An 18,200-nucleotide genomic window follows, 5' to 3' on the forward strand; every position below is an offset into this window, starting at 1 on the left:
TATAAAAAATCTTTACATATAAAAACTACATTGATATGTTGAATTTAATTGGTTCATACTATTACATAACGTGACTAAATAGAGAAGGAGTTTTACATATATGGGACAAGATAAACAAACGTTCTCCATAGATTGGGCAGGTCGAAACCTTACTGTTGAAATTGGCCAGCTTGCAAAACAAGCAAACGGGTCTGTAATGATTCGTTATGGCGATACGGCAGTTTTAAGTACTGCCACCGCTTCAAAAGATCCAAAGCCTTTAGATTTTTTTCCGTTAACAGTTAATTACGAGGAGCGTTTATATGCTGTAGGGAAAATCCCAGGAGGATTTATCAAGAGAGAAGGAAGACCAAGTGAAAAAGCTATATTAGCCAGCCGATTAATTGACCGTCCAATTAGACCTTTATTTGCTGATGGTTTTAGAAATGAAGTTCAGGTTATTAGTATTGTGATGAGTGTTGATCAAAATTGTTCTTCTGAAATGGCTGCAATGTTTGGATCTTCATTAGCACTTTGTGTATCTGATATTCCTTTTGAGGGACCGATTGCAGGTGTAACTGTTGGAAGAATCAATAATGAATTTGTTATTAACCCAACAGTTGAACAAGCAGAACAAAGTGATATTCATTTAGTAGTAGCTGGTACAAAAGATGCGATTAATATGGTTGAAGCTGGTGCTGATGAAGTTCCAGAAGAAACAATGTTAGAAGCTATTATGTTTGGACATGAAGAAATAAAACGTTTAATTTCTTTCCAAGAGGAAGTAGCTGCAGCTGTTGGAAAAGAAAAAATGGAAATTGAACTATTTGATCTTGATGCAGACCTTGAAAAAGAAATTCGAGAGTTTGCAGAGGGTGACTTATTACAAGCTATTCAGGTTCAAGAGAAACATGCTCGTGAAGATGCAATCAGCGCTGTGAAAAACAAAGTTGTTGAGAAATATGTGGAACAAGAAGCTGATGAGAGCACCATTAAGATGGTTAAACAAATCTTATCAAAACTTGTTAAGGCGGAAGTACGTCGATTAATTACAGAAGAAAAAGTAAGACCTGATGGACGTGGTGTTGATGAAATTCGCCCACTGTCTTCTGAAGTTGGGTTATTACCTAGAACACATGGTTCAGGGTTGTTTACACGTGGACAAACTCAAGCATTAAGTATATGTACACTTGGAGCGCTTGGGGATGTTCAAATTCTTGATGGACTTGGTATCGAGGAATCCAAACGCTTTATGCACCATTACAACTTCCCGCAATTTAGCGTTGGTGAAACTGGACCTATGAGAGGACCAGGACGACGTGAAATTGGACATGGTGCGTTAGGTGAAAGAGCATTAGAACCAATTATTCCATCTGAGAAAGATTTTCCATATACAGTTCGCTTAGTATCAGAAGTTCTTGAATCAAATGGTTCTACTTCACAAGCAAGTATTTGTGCAAGTACTTTAGCAATGATGGACGCTGGTGTACCTATTAAAGCTCCTGTTGCCGGAATTGCAATGGGACTTGTAAAATCAGGAGAACACTATACAGTTTTAACAGACATCCAAGGTATGGAAGATGCTCTTGGTGATATGGACTTTAAAGTAGCTGGTACTGATAAAGGTGTAACGGCTTTACAAATGGATATTAAAATAGAAGGCTTATCAAGAGAAATACTTGAAGAAGCACTACAACAAGCGAAAAAGGGTCGTATGGAAATATTAAAATCAATGCTTGCTACCATTTCTACTCCAAAAGGTGAGCTTTCTCAATATGCACCTAAAATCTTAACAATGAAGATTAATCCAGATAAAATTAGAGATGTTATTGGTCCAAGTGGAAAGCAAATTAATAAAATTATTGAAGAAACTGGAGTAAAGATTGATATCGAACAAGATGGTACTGTCTTCATTTCATCAGTAAATGATGAGATGAACCAAAAAGCAAAGAAAATTATTGAAGATCTCGTACGAGAAGTTGTTGTTGGACAACTATATCTTGGTAAAGTAAAACGAATTGAAAAATTCGGAGCATTTGTAGAAATTTTTGCAGGTAAAGATGGTTTAGTTCACATATCAGAGCTTGCAGAGGAACGTGTTGGAAAAGTTGAAGACGTTGTGTCAATTGGTGACGAGCTACTAGTTAAGGTAACTGAAATTGATAAACAAGGTCGTGTTAATTTATCTAGAAAAGCAGTATTGAAAGAACAAAAAGAAAATCAACCAGAACAGCAAGGTTGATTCTATAAAGGAGGCCAGGGTATCCGGTCTTCTTTTTCGATTTAAAAGATCAAAGATGTTACTATAGTATTCCGTTTTTTGTTCTACCTTGTCCCCTTTTTACATATTTTTTAGTGAAAAGGGGGATATTGAATGCAAAGGAAAATGATTCATATCGTAGGATTTGCCTTAATCTTAATTGTTAGCATCGGATTTTTACAAAATCCATTTACATCTTCATATGTTGATCAAATAAAGCATGCTAGTGTAACAGTGTCTAAACATCAAGACGAATTATATGAAGAAATAGCAGCAAAAGCACCGGAATACAATATTCCTGCTCAAAATGCGGAAGTACATAAAGTATGGAAGGCAACGCCTGGATATAATGGTTTAGAGGTGGATATAGATCAGTCTTACAAGAAGATGAAAGCAAAGGGGACCTTTGATGAAAGCCTTCTTGTATACCGACAAGTCAAGCCTTCTGTTCATTTAGAGGATTTACCTGCTGAGCCAATTTATCGTGGACATCCCGATAAACCGATGGTGTCTTTCATTATTAACGTAGCATGGGGAAATGAGTACATACCTGATATGCTTGAGACTCTTAATAAGTACCATGTAAAGGCCACCTTTTTTCTTGAAGGAAGGTGGGTAAAAGAAAATCCGGATATGGCAATGATGATAGTAGATGCAGGCCATGAAATCGGAAATCATTCCTATTCACATCCAGATATGAGTCAATTATCCAGCGGTAATATAAGAGAACAACTTTCGAAGACAAACGAAGTGATAAAATCAGTAACTGATATTACTCCAACTTGGTTTGCTCCCCCAAGTGGTAGCTTTAAAAATGAGGTCGTAAAAATTGCGAATGATATGAGCATGAAAACAGTTATGTGGAGCGTAGACACGATCGATTGGCAGCGCCCAGAGCCACATGTGTTAGTTTCAAGAGTAATGAGTAAAGTTCATAATGGAGCACTTATTTTAATGCATCCTACTTCCTCTACATCTGAGAGCCTTGAAACGTTAATTTTATCCATTAAACAAAAAGGTTATTCCTTCGGATCTGTATCAATGCTTGTAAATGAGGAAAGGTTATCAACAAAAGATGTAGATGAGGATAATTAGGAAGAATGGCAACATGAAGGAGGAACTTTTTTGATCAAAAAATATACTTGTCAAAATGGAGTAAGAATTGTATTGGAAAATATCCCGACGGTTCGATCAGTTGCAATCGGTGTATGGATTGGAACAGGCTCCCGTAATGAAGATCCAAAAATAAACGGAGTTTCCCATTTTTTAGAGCACATGTTTTTTAAAGGAACAAAAACAAGATCAGCTCGTGAAATTGCTGAGTCATTTGATAGCATTGGTGGTCAAGTTAATGCTTTTACTTCTAAAGAATATACTTGTTATTATGCAAAAGTTCTTGATGACCATGCTAACTATGCGCTTGATGTGTTATCAGACATGTTTTTCAACTCAACATTTGATGAGGAAGAATTGAAAAAAGAAAAGAATGTTGTTTATGAAGAAATTAAAATGTACGATGATACACCTGATGATATTGTACATGATATTTTAAGTAAAGCTACTTATGGTAATCATCCTCTAGGTTACCCTATTTTAGGAACTGAAGAAACTCTTGCATCTTTTAACGGTGATACATTAAGAGAGTATATGAACAATCACTATACTCCTGAAAATGTTGTTGTTTCTGTTGCAGGAAATGTATCTGAAGGTTTTATTAAAGAAGTTGAGAAATTCTTCGGTTCTTATGAAACAAATGCTCAAAAACACCAAATCGGAAAACCGACGTTCATGGATCAGAAATTAGCCAAGCAAAAGGATACGGAACAAGCACATCTTTGTTTAGGTTACAATGGGCTAGAAGTCGGTCATGATGATATATATAGCTTAATTGTTTTAAATAATATATTAGGTGGAAGTATGAGCAGTCGCTTGTTCCAGGATGTACGTGAACAAAAAGGACTTGCGTATTCTGTCTTCTCCTACCATTCTTCTTATGCAGATAACGGACTTCTTACAATTTATGGTGGGACAGGAAGTAATCAATTAAATGTTTTATTTGAAACAATTCAGGAAACATTATCAACTTTAAAAGCAGATGGAATTACTGCAAAAGAATTAGCAAACAGTAAGGAACAAATGAAAGGAAGCCTAATGCTTAGTCTTGAGAGTACGAATAGCAGAATGAGCAGAAATGGTAAAAACGAGCTCTTACTAGGCTATCACCGTTCATTAGATTCAATCATTGACAAAGTAAATGAGGTTTCTGAAGAAAGTGTTAATACTTTAGCTAACCAGGTGTTTACAGATTCTTATTCTGTAGCGTTAATAAGTCCTGATGGAACACTCCCGGAGAGTTTAAAATCTTAATTGAAGCAAAAAATGCCTACTATTTTTCATAATTGTAGGCATTTTTTTATGCGGTCCATTGATAAGATATATTAAGGGGGAATGGACATGAGATTAAGTGAATTAAGTGGAAAAGAAATTGTAGATGTTAAGCGTGCTGAGCGCTTGGGAGTACTTGGTCAAACTGATTTAGAAATTAATGAGCAAACTGGTCAAATTACTACATTAATTATTCCTTCATTAAAATGGTTCGGCTTAAGAAAGCAAGGACAAGAAATCCGAGTTCCTTGGCAGCATATTAAAAAGATCGGAACAGATATGATTATTCTTGATATTCCAGATGAGCAAATTGAAAAAATTGAATCTTAACTGTTAACGATTGGTGTTATGCCAATCGTTTTTTTGTTTAGAAACTTACTATTTCCGTTTAAGGTTCTTCTATCTCCGTCACCTAAAAAGACTCTTCTTTAATTTCTTCTGTTTATTCACCCATACAACTATTTCTACATAGTATGTTGAAGTAAGTTATCCTAGGATTTAAAAAAAGAAATTAGAAACACATGTAAAAGAAGGTGAACTTTCGACATGTTAACTGGATTAAACGTAGCTGTAATCGGTGGCGATGCAAGGCAGCTAGAAGTTATCCGTAAATTGACTGAACTTGATGCAAAGCTTTTGCTCATCGGTTTTGATCAGCTTGATCATGGTTTTACAGGTGCTACAAAAGTCAAGATAGATGAGGTTCAATTTAATGAAATAGATGCCATTATTTTACCTATCCCCGGAACGAATCATGAGGGGGTTGTAGATACTGTATTTTCAAATGAAGAAGTTATTTTATCAGAAGAATTACTAGAACAAACGCCTTCTCATTGTACGATATATTCCGGCATCTCAAATTCCTATCTAGATAACCTTGTAAGTGCAACAAATAGAAAATTAATTCGATTATTTGAACGAGATGATGTTGCTATATATAACTCAATACCTACAGTAGAAGGAACAATTATGATGGTCATTCAGCATACTGATATTACAATTCATGGCTCAACCATAGCAGTCCTTGGGTTAGGGAGAGTCGGAATGAGTGTAGCAAGAACATTTAACTCACTAGGTGCAAAAGTTAAAGTAGGTGCCAGAGATACAGCAGATCTAGCAAGAATTACAGAAATGGGGCTTACACCATTTCATATTGACGATATTCAACGAGAAGTGAAAGACATCGATGTTTGTATCAACACGATTCCATCTTTATTAGTCACAGCAAAGGTAATCTCAAATATGCCGGCACACACGTTAATTGTAGACTTGGCATCTAAGCCAGGGGGAACTGATTTCCGGTATGCAGAAAAACGTGGAATTAAAGCATTATTAGCTCCAGGATTGCCTGGAATCGTTGCACCTAAATCAGCCGGGCAAATTGTTGCAAATGTTTTATCACAACTTTTGGGTGATTTAAAAATAGATGGAAAGGGGTCTTCTTCATGAAATTAGAAGGAAAAAGAATTGGATTTGGAATGACAGGTTCTCACTGCACATATGAAGAGGTATATCCACAAATTAAGTCATTAATGGATGAAGGAGCTGACATTATACCAGTTGTCTCTCATACTGTGAAAAATACAACTACACGTTTTGGTAAAGCTGGAGAATGGGTAGAGAAAGTTGAAGAATTAACTGGCAATAAAGTAATTGACTCAATTGTGGCGGCAGAGCCACTGGGACCAAAATTGCCACTTGATTGTATGGTTATCGCACCATTAACAGGTAACTCCATGAGTAAATTTGCCAATGCTTTAACAGACTCTCCCGTATTAATGGCAGCTAAGGCTACTCTTCGGACTCATCGTCCTGTAGTACTTGGGATCTCTACAAATGATGCATTAGGACTAAATGGTGTAAACTTAATGCGTCTTATGGCAACAAAAGATATCTACTTTATTCCATTTGGTCAGGATATGCCAGATAAAAAGCCAAATTCAATGGTGGCAAGAATGGAATCATTGTTAGATACGGTAGTAGCAGCTTTAGAAGGTAAACAATTTCAACCGGTAGTTGTAGAAAAATTCCGTGATTTAGAGAATTAATTGCACAATTCAATGAAAGAATCATAAATTTTTAATCCATTCGACAATTAATGTGATAGAATAATACGTAAAAGATTTGAAGCTATATACAGTATAAAGATATAGCTGGAAGGAGCTAGTGTTAAATGGAAGCAAGAGGTTATCATGTAGCAGTAGTCGGAGCAACAGGAGCAGTAGGGCAACAAATGCTTCATACTTTAGAACAACGTAATTTTCCAATTTCAAAACTAACTTTGCTTTCTTCTGAGCGTTCTGCCGGTAAAAAGGTAATGTTCAAGAATGAAGAATATACTGTTCAAGTTGCAACACCAGAAAGCTTTGAAGGCGTACAAATTGCGTTATTCAGTGCAGGTGGAAGTGTATCTAAGCAATTTGCTCCAGAAGCTGTAAAACGAGGAGCAATTGTTGTAGACAATACGAGTGCATATAGAATGGATGAAAATGTTCCTTTAGTAGTACCTGAAGTAAACGAAGAAGCTTTAAAGAATCATAACGGAATTATTGCAAATCCAAACTGTTCAACTATTCAAATGGTTGTAGCCCTTGAACCAATCCGTAAGCAGTATGGCTTAAATAAAGTAATTGTATCAACATATCAAGCAGTTTCAGGAGCTGGTGCAGCTGCCATTAACGAACTAAAGGAACAATCAAAAGCTATTTTAAACGGTGAAGAATTTACTCCGGAAATTCTTCCTGTAGGTAGTGATGAAAAGCATTATCAGATTGCTTTTAATGCGATTCCACAAATTGATAAGTTCCAAGAAAATGGATTTACATTTGAAGAAATGAAAATGATTAACGAAACGAAGAAAATTATGACTATGCCAGAGTTGCATGTTGCTGCAACTTGTGTAAGATTACCTGTTGAAACTGGTCACTCTGAGTCTGTTTATGTTGAAGTTGATTCAGAGGATGTTTCAGCACAGCAACTAAAAGAGTTGCTGAAAAATTCAGATGGAATTACTCTTCAAGACGATCCATCTCAGCAGTTATATCCAATGCCGGCAAATTGTGTTGGAAAGAATGATGTTTTCGTAGGCAGAATTCGTAAAGATTTAGACCGCGATAATGGTTTCCACATGTGGATTGTTTCTGATAATCTATTAAAAGGTGCTGCATGGAATTCTGTACAAATCGCTGAAAGTTTAGTTAAATTACAATTAGTTTAACCTGTATAGGAAGAGAGCATGGCGGTTTGCCAGCTCTCTTCTCTCACGTCTATAGTAGAGGTGTTACACTTGAAAATTATAGTTCAAAAATTCGGAGGAACGTCCGTCAAGGATGATCGTGGTCGTCAAATGGCTCTCGGGCATATTAAAGATGCATTAAATGATGGCTATAAAGTTGTGGCAGTCGTTTCGGCCATGGGTAGAAGTGGCGATCCTTATGCTACTGACACACTTTTAGACTTAGTTTATGGAAATATTGATAACATTTCTAAAAGAGAACAAGATATGCTACTTTCTTGTGGTGAAGTTATTTCTTCAATTGTCTTTTCCAGCCTCTTAAATCAAAATAAGATTAAAGCTACCTCCCTAACTGGAGCACAGGCTGGATTTGTGACAAATGACGATCATACAAATGCGAAAATTCTGGAAATGGATTGTGAGCGCTTATTAGATATCCTAGCTAATCAAGATGTAGTTGTAGTGGCTGGATTCCAAGGAGCTTCCATAAAAAGTGGAGATACCACGACGATTGGAAGAGGAGGCAGTGATACTTCGGCAGCAGCTCTTGGTGCAGCATTAGGGGCTGAATATGTGGATATTTTTACAGATGTTGAAGGGGTAATGACAGCAGATCCTCGTATTGTTGAGAACGCAAAGCCTTTGACAAAAGTCACGTATACTGAAATTGTAAACCTTGCTTACCAAGGAGCAAAAGTAGTCCATCCTCGTGCAGTGGAAATTGCTATGCAAGCAGAGGTGCCGATACGAGTTAGGTCCACTTATTCAAAATCAACAGGAACATTAGTTACGACAAATCATTCCGCTAAAAAAGGCAGTGATGTTCATGAAAGCCTTATTACCGGAATTGCTCATGTTTCAAATGTAACTCAAATAAAAGTAGCAGCAAAAGAAGGACATTATGATGTGCAGACAGAAGTATTTAAGGCAATGGCAAAAGAAGGAATCAGTGTTGACTTCTTCAACATCACACCTAAATCAGTGATATATACTGTTACAGATGAAGTAACGAATCAGGCCATTGATATACTTGAGGGGTTAGGTTATGAACCTATCGTTAACCGCCATTGTGCAAAAGTATCTGCAGTTGGAGCTGGTATAATGGGGGTTCCAGGTGTAACTTCAAAAATCGTAACAGCTTTATCACAACAAGGGATACAAATTCTACAATCTGCAGATAGCCATACAACAATATGGGTACTTGTAAAAGAACATGATATGATAAAAGCGGTCAATGCTTTACATGAAGCTTTTGATCTATCAGAATAAAAAGAGAGAAAAAATGCTTGGAATTTCCTTGATTCATAAGGAAATATGGCGCTGAAGCATTTTACGTCAGAATGCAACATAAGGAGTGAAGGTAAGAATGGGTCTTTTTGGTAAAGTATCAACAGCAATGGTAACACCATTTGATAAAAATGGAAATATTGATTTTCAAAAAACATCAACATTGATTGATTACCTTATAAATCATGGTTCTGATTCATTAGTTATTGCGGGTACAACAGGTGAATCTCCAACTTTAAGTACTGAGGAAAAAGTTGCATTAATTAAACACTCTGTTAAGGAAGTTAATGGAAGAGTTCCTGTTATCGCTGGAACAGGCAGCAATAACACAGCTGCCTCCATTAAATTAACTAAGCAAGCTGAAGAAGCTGGTGTAGATGCTATTATGCTTGTTGTTCCTTATTATAATAAGCCAAGTCAAGAAGGTTTATATCAGCACTTTAAAACAATAGCAGAATCTACAAAGCTGCCAGTAATGTTATATAATATTCCTGGTAGAAGTGTGATTAACATGACTGTAGATACAATTGTAAGGTTATCGGAAATTCCAAACATCGTAGCAATAAAAGAAGCAAGCGGTAATTTAGATGCTATGGCCGAAATCATTTCAAAAACGGACGCTGAATTCGCACTATATACTGGTGATGACGGTTTAACTCTACCAGCCCTTTCAATAGGAGGAAATGGTGTAGTGTCCGTTGCTTCACATATTATTGGGAACGAAATGCAAGCAATGATCTCATCTTTCGAAAATGGTGATCATGCCCAAGCAGCAGAACAGCATCGTACTTTATTACCAATTATGAAACAACTATTTGCTGCTCCAAACCCTAGTCCGGTAAAAACAGCACTTCAAGTTAAAGGCTTGGATGTTGGATCAGTACGCTTACCTTTATTACCATTAACAAGTTTGGAACGAAACGAATTAATGGATGTTATTGATAAAAACCTAAGATAAGAATAGAAGAAGGGATGCTTGAGGTAAGAAAAAACTTACTCAGGTGTCTCTTCTTTTTATTTTCTTTAATAAACTTTTTATCCCTTAAATTAAATCATTTATGCATGTTGAAAAAAGACTCATATATTATACGGCGAAAATTTCCTTGTATTCCATTTCTTTCATCAGTTATAATATTTCTAAGTGACGTTGAACGGGTACTTCAGTGGGGAGGATTTACATGGAAAAAACAGAAAATATAAAATTAATTGCTTTAGGTGGAGTAGGAGAAGTCGGAAAAAATATGTTTGTTGTTGAAATTAATTCTGACATATTTGTTATTGATGCCGGCTTAATGTATCCAGAAGATAGTATGCTAGGAATTGATATGGTCATACCGGATATTACTTACCTTAAGGAAAATGAGGAAAGAATAAAGGGGATCTTTTTAACACATGGTCATGATGAAAGTATCGGTGGAATCTTTTATTTACTCAATAATTTAAGTGTTCCAATTTATGGGACAAAGCTTACTTTGGCTCTGGTTGGAGAAAAGTTAAAAGAAAATCGTATGAGACAATCTGTGTTTGTTAAAGAAGTTGATAATGAAACGATATTGTCATTTCCAAGTACAGAAATCTCGTTTTTTAGAACAAATCACAGTATCCCCGATTCAGTAGGTATTAGCTTTGAAACTTCTATGGGAGCAATTATTCATACTGGAGATTTTAAGATTGATCAAACACCAGTAGCTGATAGTCATATGGATATCGGTAAAATTGCTAAGTTAGGTGAAAACGGTGTCTTATGCTTACTATCTGATAGTATAAATGCAGAAAGACCAGGTTATTCTGGTTCAGAAGCCAGAGTAGGTGGAGAAATTTCAGATGTTATGTACAATGCAGATGGAAGAGTAATAGTTGCTGTTTTTGCTTCAAACTTATATCGAATTCAACAAGTAATTAATGCGGCAGTGAAAAACAATCGTAAATTAGCTGTTGTTGGAAAAAATATGAAGAGTATACTAAATTTAGCGATAAGTCTTGGCTACATCTCTGTTGAAGAAGAACTCTTCATTTCCGTAAATGAAATTGATAAACATGAATCAAATGAAGTGGCCATATTAACGACAAGTAACCATGGCGAGCCACTTGCTGTTTTATCTAGAATGGCTAAGCAGTCACATAAATTGGTGAATGTGAAAGATGGAGATACTGTTCTTATTGCTGCGACACCTATACCTGGTCATGAACTGGTATTTTCTAAAACCATTGATCTATTAAGTAGAGCAGGAGCCAATGTAATTTTTGGACAAAAACAAATACATGTTTCGGGACATGGGCATCAGGAAGAATTAAAAATGATGCTTAATTTAACAAAGCCAAAATATTTTATACCAATTCATGGCGAATTTAAAATGCAAAAGGCTCATGAAAAACTGGCAAAACAAGTTGGTATTGAACCTCAAAATATCTTCTTAGTTGATAAAGGAGAAGTAGTAGAGTTCAAAGGACAGAATGTTTACACTGGTGCAAAAGTACCTTCAGGGAATGTTCTGATTGATGGTTTAGGGATTGGCGATGTTGGTAATATCGTTCTTCGAGACCGCAGATTATTATCACAAGATGGAATTTTAATTGTAGTCGTAACACTTAATAAGCAGAAAAAGCAGATAACCTCAGGTCCTGAGATTATCACAAGAGGGTTCGTATATGTAAGGGAATCTGAGGAACTAATCGGAGAAGCGACTAAGGTTGTATCAAACATCGTAGAACGAAGTATGCAGGAACACTCTATTGAATGGTCTTCAATTAAACTGAGCATTCGTGAATCATTAAATCAATTTTTATATGAAAAAACTAAGAGAAGACCGATGATTCTTCCAATTATCATGGAAATTTAATCTAGTGTTATGTTAGTTAAAAAGCATTGAGTACTTTCAATGCTTTTTGTTTTGTCTCTTTTCTATTCATTCGTATGAAAATAGTAAGGTTGTCAATACTACAGAAAGAATGAAATAGAAAGGATGGCTAACATGACAAATCATGATCATTACATAAAAAATGAGGCTACGGAAAAACCAGAAGGAAAAGAGAGCTCTATTGTAGAAAAAATCCAACAATTAGGACAAACGAATGTTCCTCAAATGGGAAACGATTCAAAAATACACTGCTTAACAATTGTGGGACAAATTGAAGGACATATTCAACTACCACCACAAAATAAAACAACGAAATATGAGCATGTTATTCCTCAAATTGTTGCAATTGAACAAAACCCAAATATTGAAGGTTTATTAGTTATTCTTAATACCGTTGGTGGAGACGTTGAAGCGGGACTTGCGATAGCTGAGATGCTATCATCCTTATCTAAACCAACAGTATCGATTGTTTTAGGTGGAGGCCATTCAATTGGGGTTCCAATTGCAGTATCTTGTGATTATTCTTTCATAGCAGAGTCTGCAACAATGACTATTCATCCAGTAAGATTAACAGGTCTTGTTATTGGGGTTCCACAAACTTTTGAATATTTAGACAAAATGCAAGAGCGTGTTATTAATTTCGTAACAAAGAATTCACATATTAGTGAAGAGAAATTTAAAGAGCTTATGCTGTCTAAAGGCAACCTAACTCGTGATATCGGAACGAATGTCGTTGGAGCGGATGCTGTGGAATATGGTTTGATAAACGAAGTAGGCGGCGTTGGACAAGCAATTAAAAAGCTCAATAGCTTACTTGAAAAAAATGATGATGATCAGGTGCTTCAATAATGATTTATTATACAATGATGCCAGAGGAACTTATGTTTCCTCATACAGACGAAGAATATAAAAAGCAATCAATCATCGAAATGAACGGAATACAACTGCTTGTTCAACAATCTGAGAATGCCCAATACGAGATTATACGAGTATTAAGTAGTGATCCACAGCACTATTTAAATTCAGAATTATGTCCAGGTCAAAAAATTACAATGTCCCTTTCTACCATCTAGTTCTGTTATGGTATAATAAAATAGATCTTCTTTTATAAGGCAGCCATTTCGGCTGCTTTCTTCATTGTATTTAAAATAACAAAAAAACTGTGCATTATGCCTTTGGCTGCATTAATTTTACACATATAATTACATATTAGAAAGAAACAAAGGTGATAAAAGATGGCAAAACGAAAAAGAAGACAGAAACAGTCAAAGGATGATTGGAAGAAGACCCTAAAGTTTGAGTTGGCAGGCTTAATCATTTTAGCCATTGCTCTTATTACAATTTCAAAGCTTGGATTTGTGGGAACAACATTTGTTCATTTATTTCGATTCTTTAGTGGCGAATGGTACATGCTCTTCCTTATTGGAATTGTCCTGTTTTCACTATTCCTTATATGGAAACGGCAGATCCCTACTTTATTTAGCAGACAAATGATAGGAATATATTGCGTAACAGCATCATTGTTATTATTAAGTCATGTGACATTATTTAAAATGCTTTCACATAATGGTACCTTCGCTTCACCAAGTGTGATTTCTAATACTCTTGAGCTGTTTTGGATGGAAGTAAAAGGTGAAGCAAGTACTGTTGATTTAGGTGGGGGGATAATTGGAGCGGTATTGTTTGCTGCATCCTATTATTTATTTGCAGAGGCTGGTTCAAAAATTATAGCAATTGTCTTAATTGTAATTGGAGTACTTTTGATTACTGGAAAATCCCTTCAAGCTACAATGGCGAAGGTTCTTCTCCCTATTGGTGGATTTATCAAGAATCAAACAATTGGCTTTTTAGAAGATATGAAAAATCTACCTAAAGCCTTAAGACAGCAGCAAAAGAAGAAAAAGCCTAAAAAGAAGAAGAAAGAGAAAAAAGATTATGATGATGAAATAATGGAAGAAGATTTAGAGGATGAAGAAGGTGTACTTCAACCAATCATATCAAGCTTTTCTGACACAGAGAATGGTCAGCAAGAAATGATTATACATACAATGGAAGAACAAAAACAACCTTCTCGCGATCCTAAAGAAAGAAAAGCAGATCAAGAAAAGCAACAACAATCATCTAATGAATCCAGTGAAGTAAATGAGGCACTTCAAAAAATATCATTTGTTGAAGTAGAAAATAAAGATTATAAGCTACCACCACTTGATTTGTTAAAAGCTCCAAAACAAAATTCACAGCATGCAGATAAGAAAAATATTTATGAAAATGCAAGGAAACTTGAAAAAACGTTTCAAAGCTTTGGTGTAAAAGCTAAAGTAACACAAGTTCATTTAGGTCCTGCTGTTACCAAATACGAAGTTTATCCTGATGTCGGAGTAAAGGTTAGCAAAATTGTCAACTTAAGTGACGATCTTGCACTAGCATTAGCAGCAAAAGATATTCGAATAGAAGCCCCTATTCCGGGGAAATCAGCAGTTGGAATAGAAGTACCTAATTCAGAAATCGCAATGGTTTCATTAAGAGAAGTATTAGAATCAAAAGCAAATGATAGACCAGATGCTAAATTATTAATAGGGCTAGGAAGAGATATTTCAGGTGATGCGGTTTTAGCTGAACTAAACAAAATGCCCCATCTTTTAGTTGCAGGTGCTACAGGAAGCGGAAAGAGTGTTTGTATTAACGGTATCATTACTAGTATTTTAATGAGAGCAAAACCACATGAAGTCAAGTTGATGATGATTGATCCAAAAATGGTTGAGTTAAATGTATATAATGGGGTACCACATTTGCTTGCTCCGGTAGTGACAGATCCTAAAAAAGCATCACAAGCATTAAAAAAAGTTGTTAATGAAATGGAAAGAAGATATGAGCTCTTCTCCCATACAGGTACAAGAAACATAGAGGGATATAATGAAGTTATAAAAAGAAATAACCGTGAAGAGGAAGCGAAGCAACCGGAACTCCCATATATTGTTGTAATTGTTGATGAGCTTGCAGACTTAATGATGGTAGCTTCTTCTGATGTAGAAGATTCCATTACGAGGCTTTCGCAAATGGCACGTGCAGCTGGAATACATTTAATTATTGCGACACAGCGTCCATCAGTTGATGTTATTACAGGTGTTATTAAGGCAAATATTCCTTCTCGTATTGCCTTTAGTGTCTCATCCATGACAGATTCAAGAACCATATTAGATATGGGAGGAGCTGAAAAGCTACTAGGAAGAGGGGACATGCTCTTCCTACCTGTTGGTGCCTCTAAACCAGTTCGGGTACAAGGTGCATTTTTATCCGATGAAGAGGTAGAACAAACAGTTAACTTTGTTATTGCTCAACAAAAAGCTCAATATCAGGAAGAAATGATTCCAACTGAGGTTGTAGAATCAACTAGTGAAGTTGATGATGAATTGTTTGATGAAGCTGTACAACTTGTTGTTGACATGCAAACAGCCTCTGTATCTATGCTTCAAAGACGATTTCGTGTTGGATATACTAGGGCTGCAAGATTAATAGATGCGATGGAAGAACGAGGAATAGTCGGACCATATGAAGGAAGCAAACCACGAGAAGTCCTTCTTTCAAAAGAAAAACATGAAGACATTACTTCTTAATATCATGACTAAACAGAGACACCTTTTAATAAGTTGATTTCTGTTTAGTTTTTTTAATTGGTTTTGGTATTTAACTATAATAAATTCGTCGACAAAATGTGACAAAAAGAGTAAGATATAAATGCATTGTATGAAGAGTCATGTTATGGGTATAAGTTCACCCATAGAAACAAACGATAGGAAAGAATTCCTTTCCTTATTCGACAATTTTTACTAGTTTCTATTTATTTATAGTATAAAACATGATATAGTAATTTCGGTTAGACTATGGTGTATAACATCTGATGTCTGATCTCTTGTATATAGTGGGTATAACTGGGGGCGCGTTTCAATGACCATAAAATCTGATAATCGGCATTTGTATTTACAAGTGATTGATAAGATCAAAGAAGATATAGAAAATGGTACATATCGAGAAAGAGAAAAATTACCTTCTGAATTCGAATTATCGAAAAGTCTAGGTGTAAGTAGAGCGACTTTAAGAGAAGCATTACGAACACTAGAAGAAGAAAACGTTATCATTAGAAGACATGGTGTAGGTACCTTTGTTAATTCTAAACCTAGATTCACCTCAGGTATTGAGCAATTAAATAGTGTCACAGCTATGATTGAACAAGCTGGTTTAAAGCCTGGTACTGTTTTTTTATCTTCCTCAATTACTGGTGCAACAGAAGATGATGTTAAAAGATTTAAATGTGAAAAATCAGAAGAGATATTTTTACTTGAACGAGTAAGAACCGCAAACGGAGAGCCTGTTGTATATTGTTTAGATAAAATCCCAACTAAAATATTGCCAGACACATTTGATCATGAACAAGAATCTTTGTTTAAATTACTTGAAGATAAAGCAAATATTTACATAAGTTATGCAGTTACACATATTGAACCAATCGGTTATCATGAAAAAATTTCTCCAATATTAGAATGTGATCCCGAAACATCATTATTGCTTTTAAAACAAATGCATTTTAATGATCAAGATCAACCCGTACTATACTCATTAAACTATTTTAGAGCGGACCATTTTAGTTTTCATGTAGTAAGGAAACGTTTATAGGTAAAGAATAAATAGTGATACATACTTTTTCGATAATAAAGTATGTAAGGAAATCTCCGCTATATCGTGCTTAACTCCTAAAGGTTGTTTAAAATGTATGAGAGTACATAGCTCTTTACTTTAAGGAGGTGGTTGGCCAAGATAGGCTATACGTTTAGGTTATGTTGTTATTTTAAAATATTTTTTAGGGGGCTTTAATGATGAAGAAAAGAAATGGATTAGCATTATCACTTTTTCTTGCTGCAGGAACACTGTTAGCAGGATGCGGTGGTGCTGACAAAAATGAAGGCGCTGGCGGTGAAGGCGGCGGAGAAGCAAAAGAAGATAATTTTTCTGTTGCAATGGTAACTGATATTGGTGGTGTAGATGATAAATCATTTAACCAATCTGCTTGGGAAGGTCTTCAAGCATATGGAGAAGAAAATGGATTAGAAAAAGGAACTGACGGTTTTGATTACCTTCAATCCAAAAGTGATGCAGATTATGCAACAAACTTAAATACATTAGCTCGTAAGAATTTTGATTTAATTTATGGTATTGGTTACTTATTACAACCAGCTGTTGATGAAATTGCTCAACAACAAAAAGATACACACTTTGCAATTGTTGATAGTGTTGTAGAACAATCTAATGTTGCAAGCATTACATTCAAAGAACATCAAGGATCATTCCTAGTAGGTGTTGTTGCTGGTTTAACAACGAAAACAAACAAAATTGGTTTCGTTGGTGGTGTTGAGGGTGATCTTATCAAGAAGTTTGAAGTTGGATTTATTGAAGGTGTTAAAGCTGTAAACCCTGATGCAACTGTTGAAGTTCAATATGCTGGTTCTTTCGGGGATGCTGCAAAAGGTAAGCAAATTGCATCAAGTATGTATGGTTTAGGCGCTGATATTATTTACCATGCTGCTGGTGGTACAGGTAATGGTGTATTTTCTGAAGCAATTGACTTAAAAGTAGAAGATCCAAACCGTGAACTATGGGTTATTGGAGTAGATAAAGATCAACACGAAGAAGGTAACGGTACAACAAAAGATGGTGAAGAATTCAATATTACTCTTACATCTATGGTTAAACGTGTAGACGTTGCTGTGAAGGACCTTGCTGAAAAAGCAAAAGCTGGTGAGTTCCCTGGTGGTCAAGTAATTGAGTATGGTATTGAAGAAGAAGCAATTGGTATTGCTCCAAGCGATGAGCATTTATCTGATGAGGTAAAAGCAAAAGTAGAAGAATATGAGCAAAAAATTGTTAATGGTGAAATCGAAGTACCAACAAAATAATGAATAGGGGTAGGGCTGACTTAGATAATCTTTAGACTCCTCCAACAATAATAATTTGTGGGGTGTCTTTACAGATAAAAGTCAGCCCTTATTCCTGAAAATCATTAAATGCAAATATTCTAATAATTTATTAAATTTATTTTTGTACGATGATTGATGACTTCAAATACATAAAAGCAACTATAGAGGGTTATAGTTAGTTAATTAAATTATGTCATCAAGATAATGAAAGATTTAGTAGATTTGCA

Annotated in this window: 15 protein-coding genes; all 15 read left to right on the forward strand. The window is 35.5% G+C overall.

Features of this window, described 5'->3' with window-relative positions; all coding sequences use genetic code 11:
• Positions 1 to 100 precede the first annotated feature (100 nt).
• Positions 101 to 2,221, forward strand: coding sequence for a polyribonucleotide nucleotidyltransferase (gene pnp, locus COD11_RS08535; RefSeq protein WP_098796339.1), 2,121 nt, complete (start codon positions 101 to 103; stop codon positions 2,219 to 2,221).
• A gap of 132 nt (positions 2,222 to 2,353) precedes the next feature.
• Complete coding sequence (locus COD11_RS08540; protein WP_098796340.1) at positions 2,354 to 3,334, forward strand: polysaccharide deacetylase family protein; 981 nt, start codon at positions 2,354 to 2,356, stop codon at positions 3,332 to 3,334.
• 30 nt (positions 3,335 to 3,364) lie between these two features.
• Positions 3,365 to 4,606 carry a M16 family metallopeptidase gene (locus COD11_RS08545; RefSeq protein WP_098796341.1) on the forward strand — a complete coding sequence of 414 codons (1,242 nt, stop codon included), beginning with the start codon at positions 3,365 to 3,367 and terminating at the stop codon, positions 4,604 to 4,606.
• 87 nt (positions 4,607 to 4,693) lie between these two features.
• Positions 4,694 to 4,954: a YlmC/YmxH family sporulation protein gene (locus tag COD11_RS08550; protein WP_066337647.1), complete on the forward strand. Its 261-nt coding sequence runs from the start codon at positions 4,694 to 4,696 to the stop codon at positions 4,952 to 4,954.
• A gap of 216 nt (positions 4,955 to 5,170) precedes the next feature.
• Entirely contained in the window at positions 5,171 to 6,073 is a 903-nt protein-coding gene (dpaA, locus tag COD11_RS08555; protein WP_098796342.1) for a dipicolinic acid synthetase subunit A, read from the forward strand.
• Positions 6,070 to 6,672 (forward strand): dipicolinate synthase subunit B, encoded by a 603-nt coding sequence (locus tag COD11_RS08560; protein ID WP_098796343.1) that lies wholly within the window; start codon positions 6,070 to 6,072, stop codon positions 6,670 to 6,672. The genes dpaA and COD11_RS08560 overlap by 4 nt, the downstream gene beginning before the upstream one ends.
• Positions 6,673 to 6,797: 125 nt before the next feature.
• Positions 6,798 to 7,841, forward strand: coding sequence for an aspartate-semialdehyde dehydrogenase (gene asd, locus COD11_RS08565; protein ID WP_098796344.1), 1,044 nt, complete (start codon positions 6,798 to 6,800; stop codon positions 7,839 to 7,841).
• A 69-nt stretch (positions 7,842 to 7,910) separates the two neighbouring features.
• On the forward strand, positions 7,911 to 9,128 hold the full coding sequence (gene dapG, locus COD11_RS08570; RefSeq protein WP_098796345.1) for an aspartate kinase: 1,218 nt from the start codon (positions 7,911 to 7,913) through the stop codon (positions 9,126 to 9,128).
• Between the two features lie 97 nt (positions 9,129 to 9,225).
• Positions 9,226 to 10,104, forward strand: a complete 879-nt coding sequence (dapA, locus tag COD11_RS08575; RefSeq protein WP_098796346.1) for a 4-hydroxy-tetrahydrodipicolinate synthase — start codon at positions 9,226 to 9,228, stop codon at positions 10,102 to 10,104.
• 214 nt (positions 10,105 to 10,318) lie between these two features.
• A complete protein-coding gene (locus COD11_RS08580) occupies positions 10,319 to 11,986 on the forward strand; it encodes a ribonuclease J (RefSeq protein ID WP_212135137.1) in 1,668 nt (555 codons plus the stop codon).
• 132 nt (positions 11,987 to 12,118) lie between these two features.
• Positions 12,119 to 12,853, forward strand: coding sequence for a ClpP family protease (locus tag COD11_RS08585; protein WP_098796348.1), 735 nt, complete (start codon positions 12,119 to 12,121; stop codon positions 12,851 to 12,853).
• Positions 12,853 to 13,077, forward strand: a complete 225-nt coding sequence (locus COD11_RS08590) for a YlzJ-like family protein (protein WP_098796349.1) — start codon at positions 12,853 to 12,855, stop codon at positions 13,075 to 13,077. The genes COD11_RS08585 and COD11_RS08590 overlap by 1 nt, the downstream gene beginning before the upstream one ends.
• Positions 13,078 to 13,239: 162 nt before the next feature.
• Entirely contained in the window at positions 13,240 to 15,618 is a 2,379-nt protein-coding gene (locus tag COD11_RS08595; RefSeq protein ID WP_098796350.1) for an FtsK/SpoIIIE family DNA translocase, read from the forward strand.
• Positions 15,619 to 15,949: 331 nt separating this feature from the next.
• On the forward strand, positions 15,950 to 16,675 hold the full coding sequence (locus COD11_RS08600) for a GntR family transcriptional regulator (protein WP_098796351.1): 726 nt from the start codon (positions 15,950 to 15,952) through the stop codon (positions 16,673 to 16,675).
• Positions 16,676 to 16,875: 200 nt separating this feature from the next.
• Entirely contained in the window at positions 16,876 to 17,952 is a 1,077-nt protein-coding gene (locus tag COD11_RS08605; protein WP_098796352.1) for a BMP family lipoprotein, read from the forward strand.
• Positions 17,953 to 18,200 lie beyond the last annotated feature (248 nt).

The organism is Bacillus sp. AFS040349, from assembly GCF_002577655.1.
Classification (GTDB): domain Bacteria; phylum Bacillota; class Bacilli; order Bacillales; family Bacillaceae; genus Metabacillus.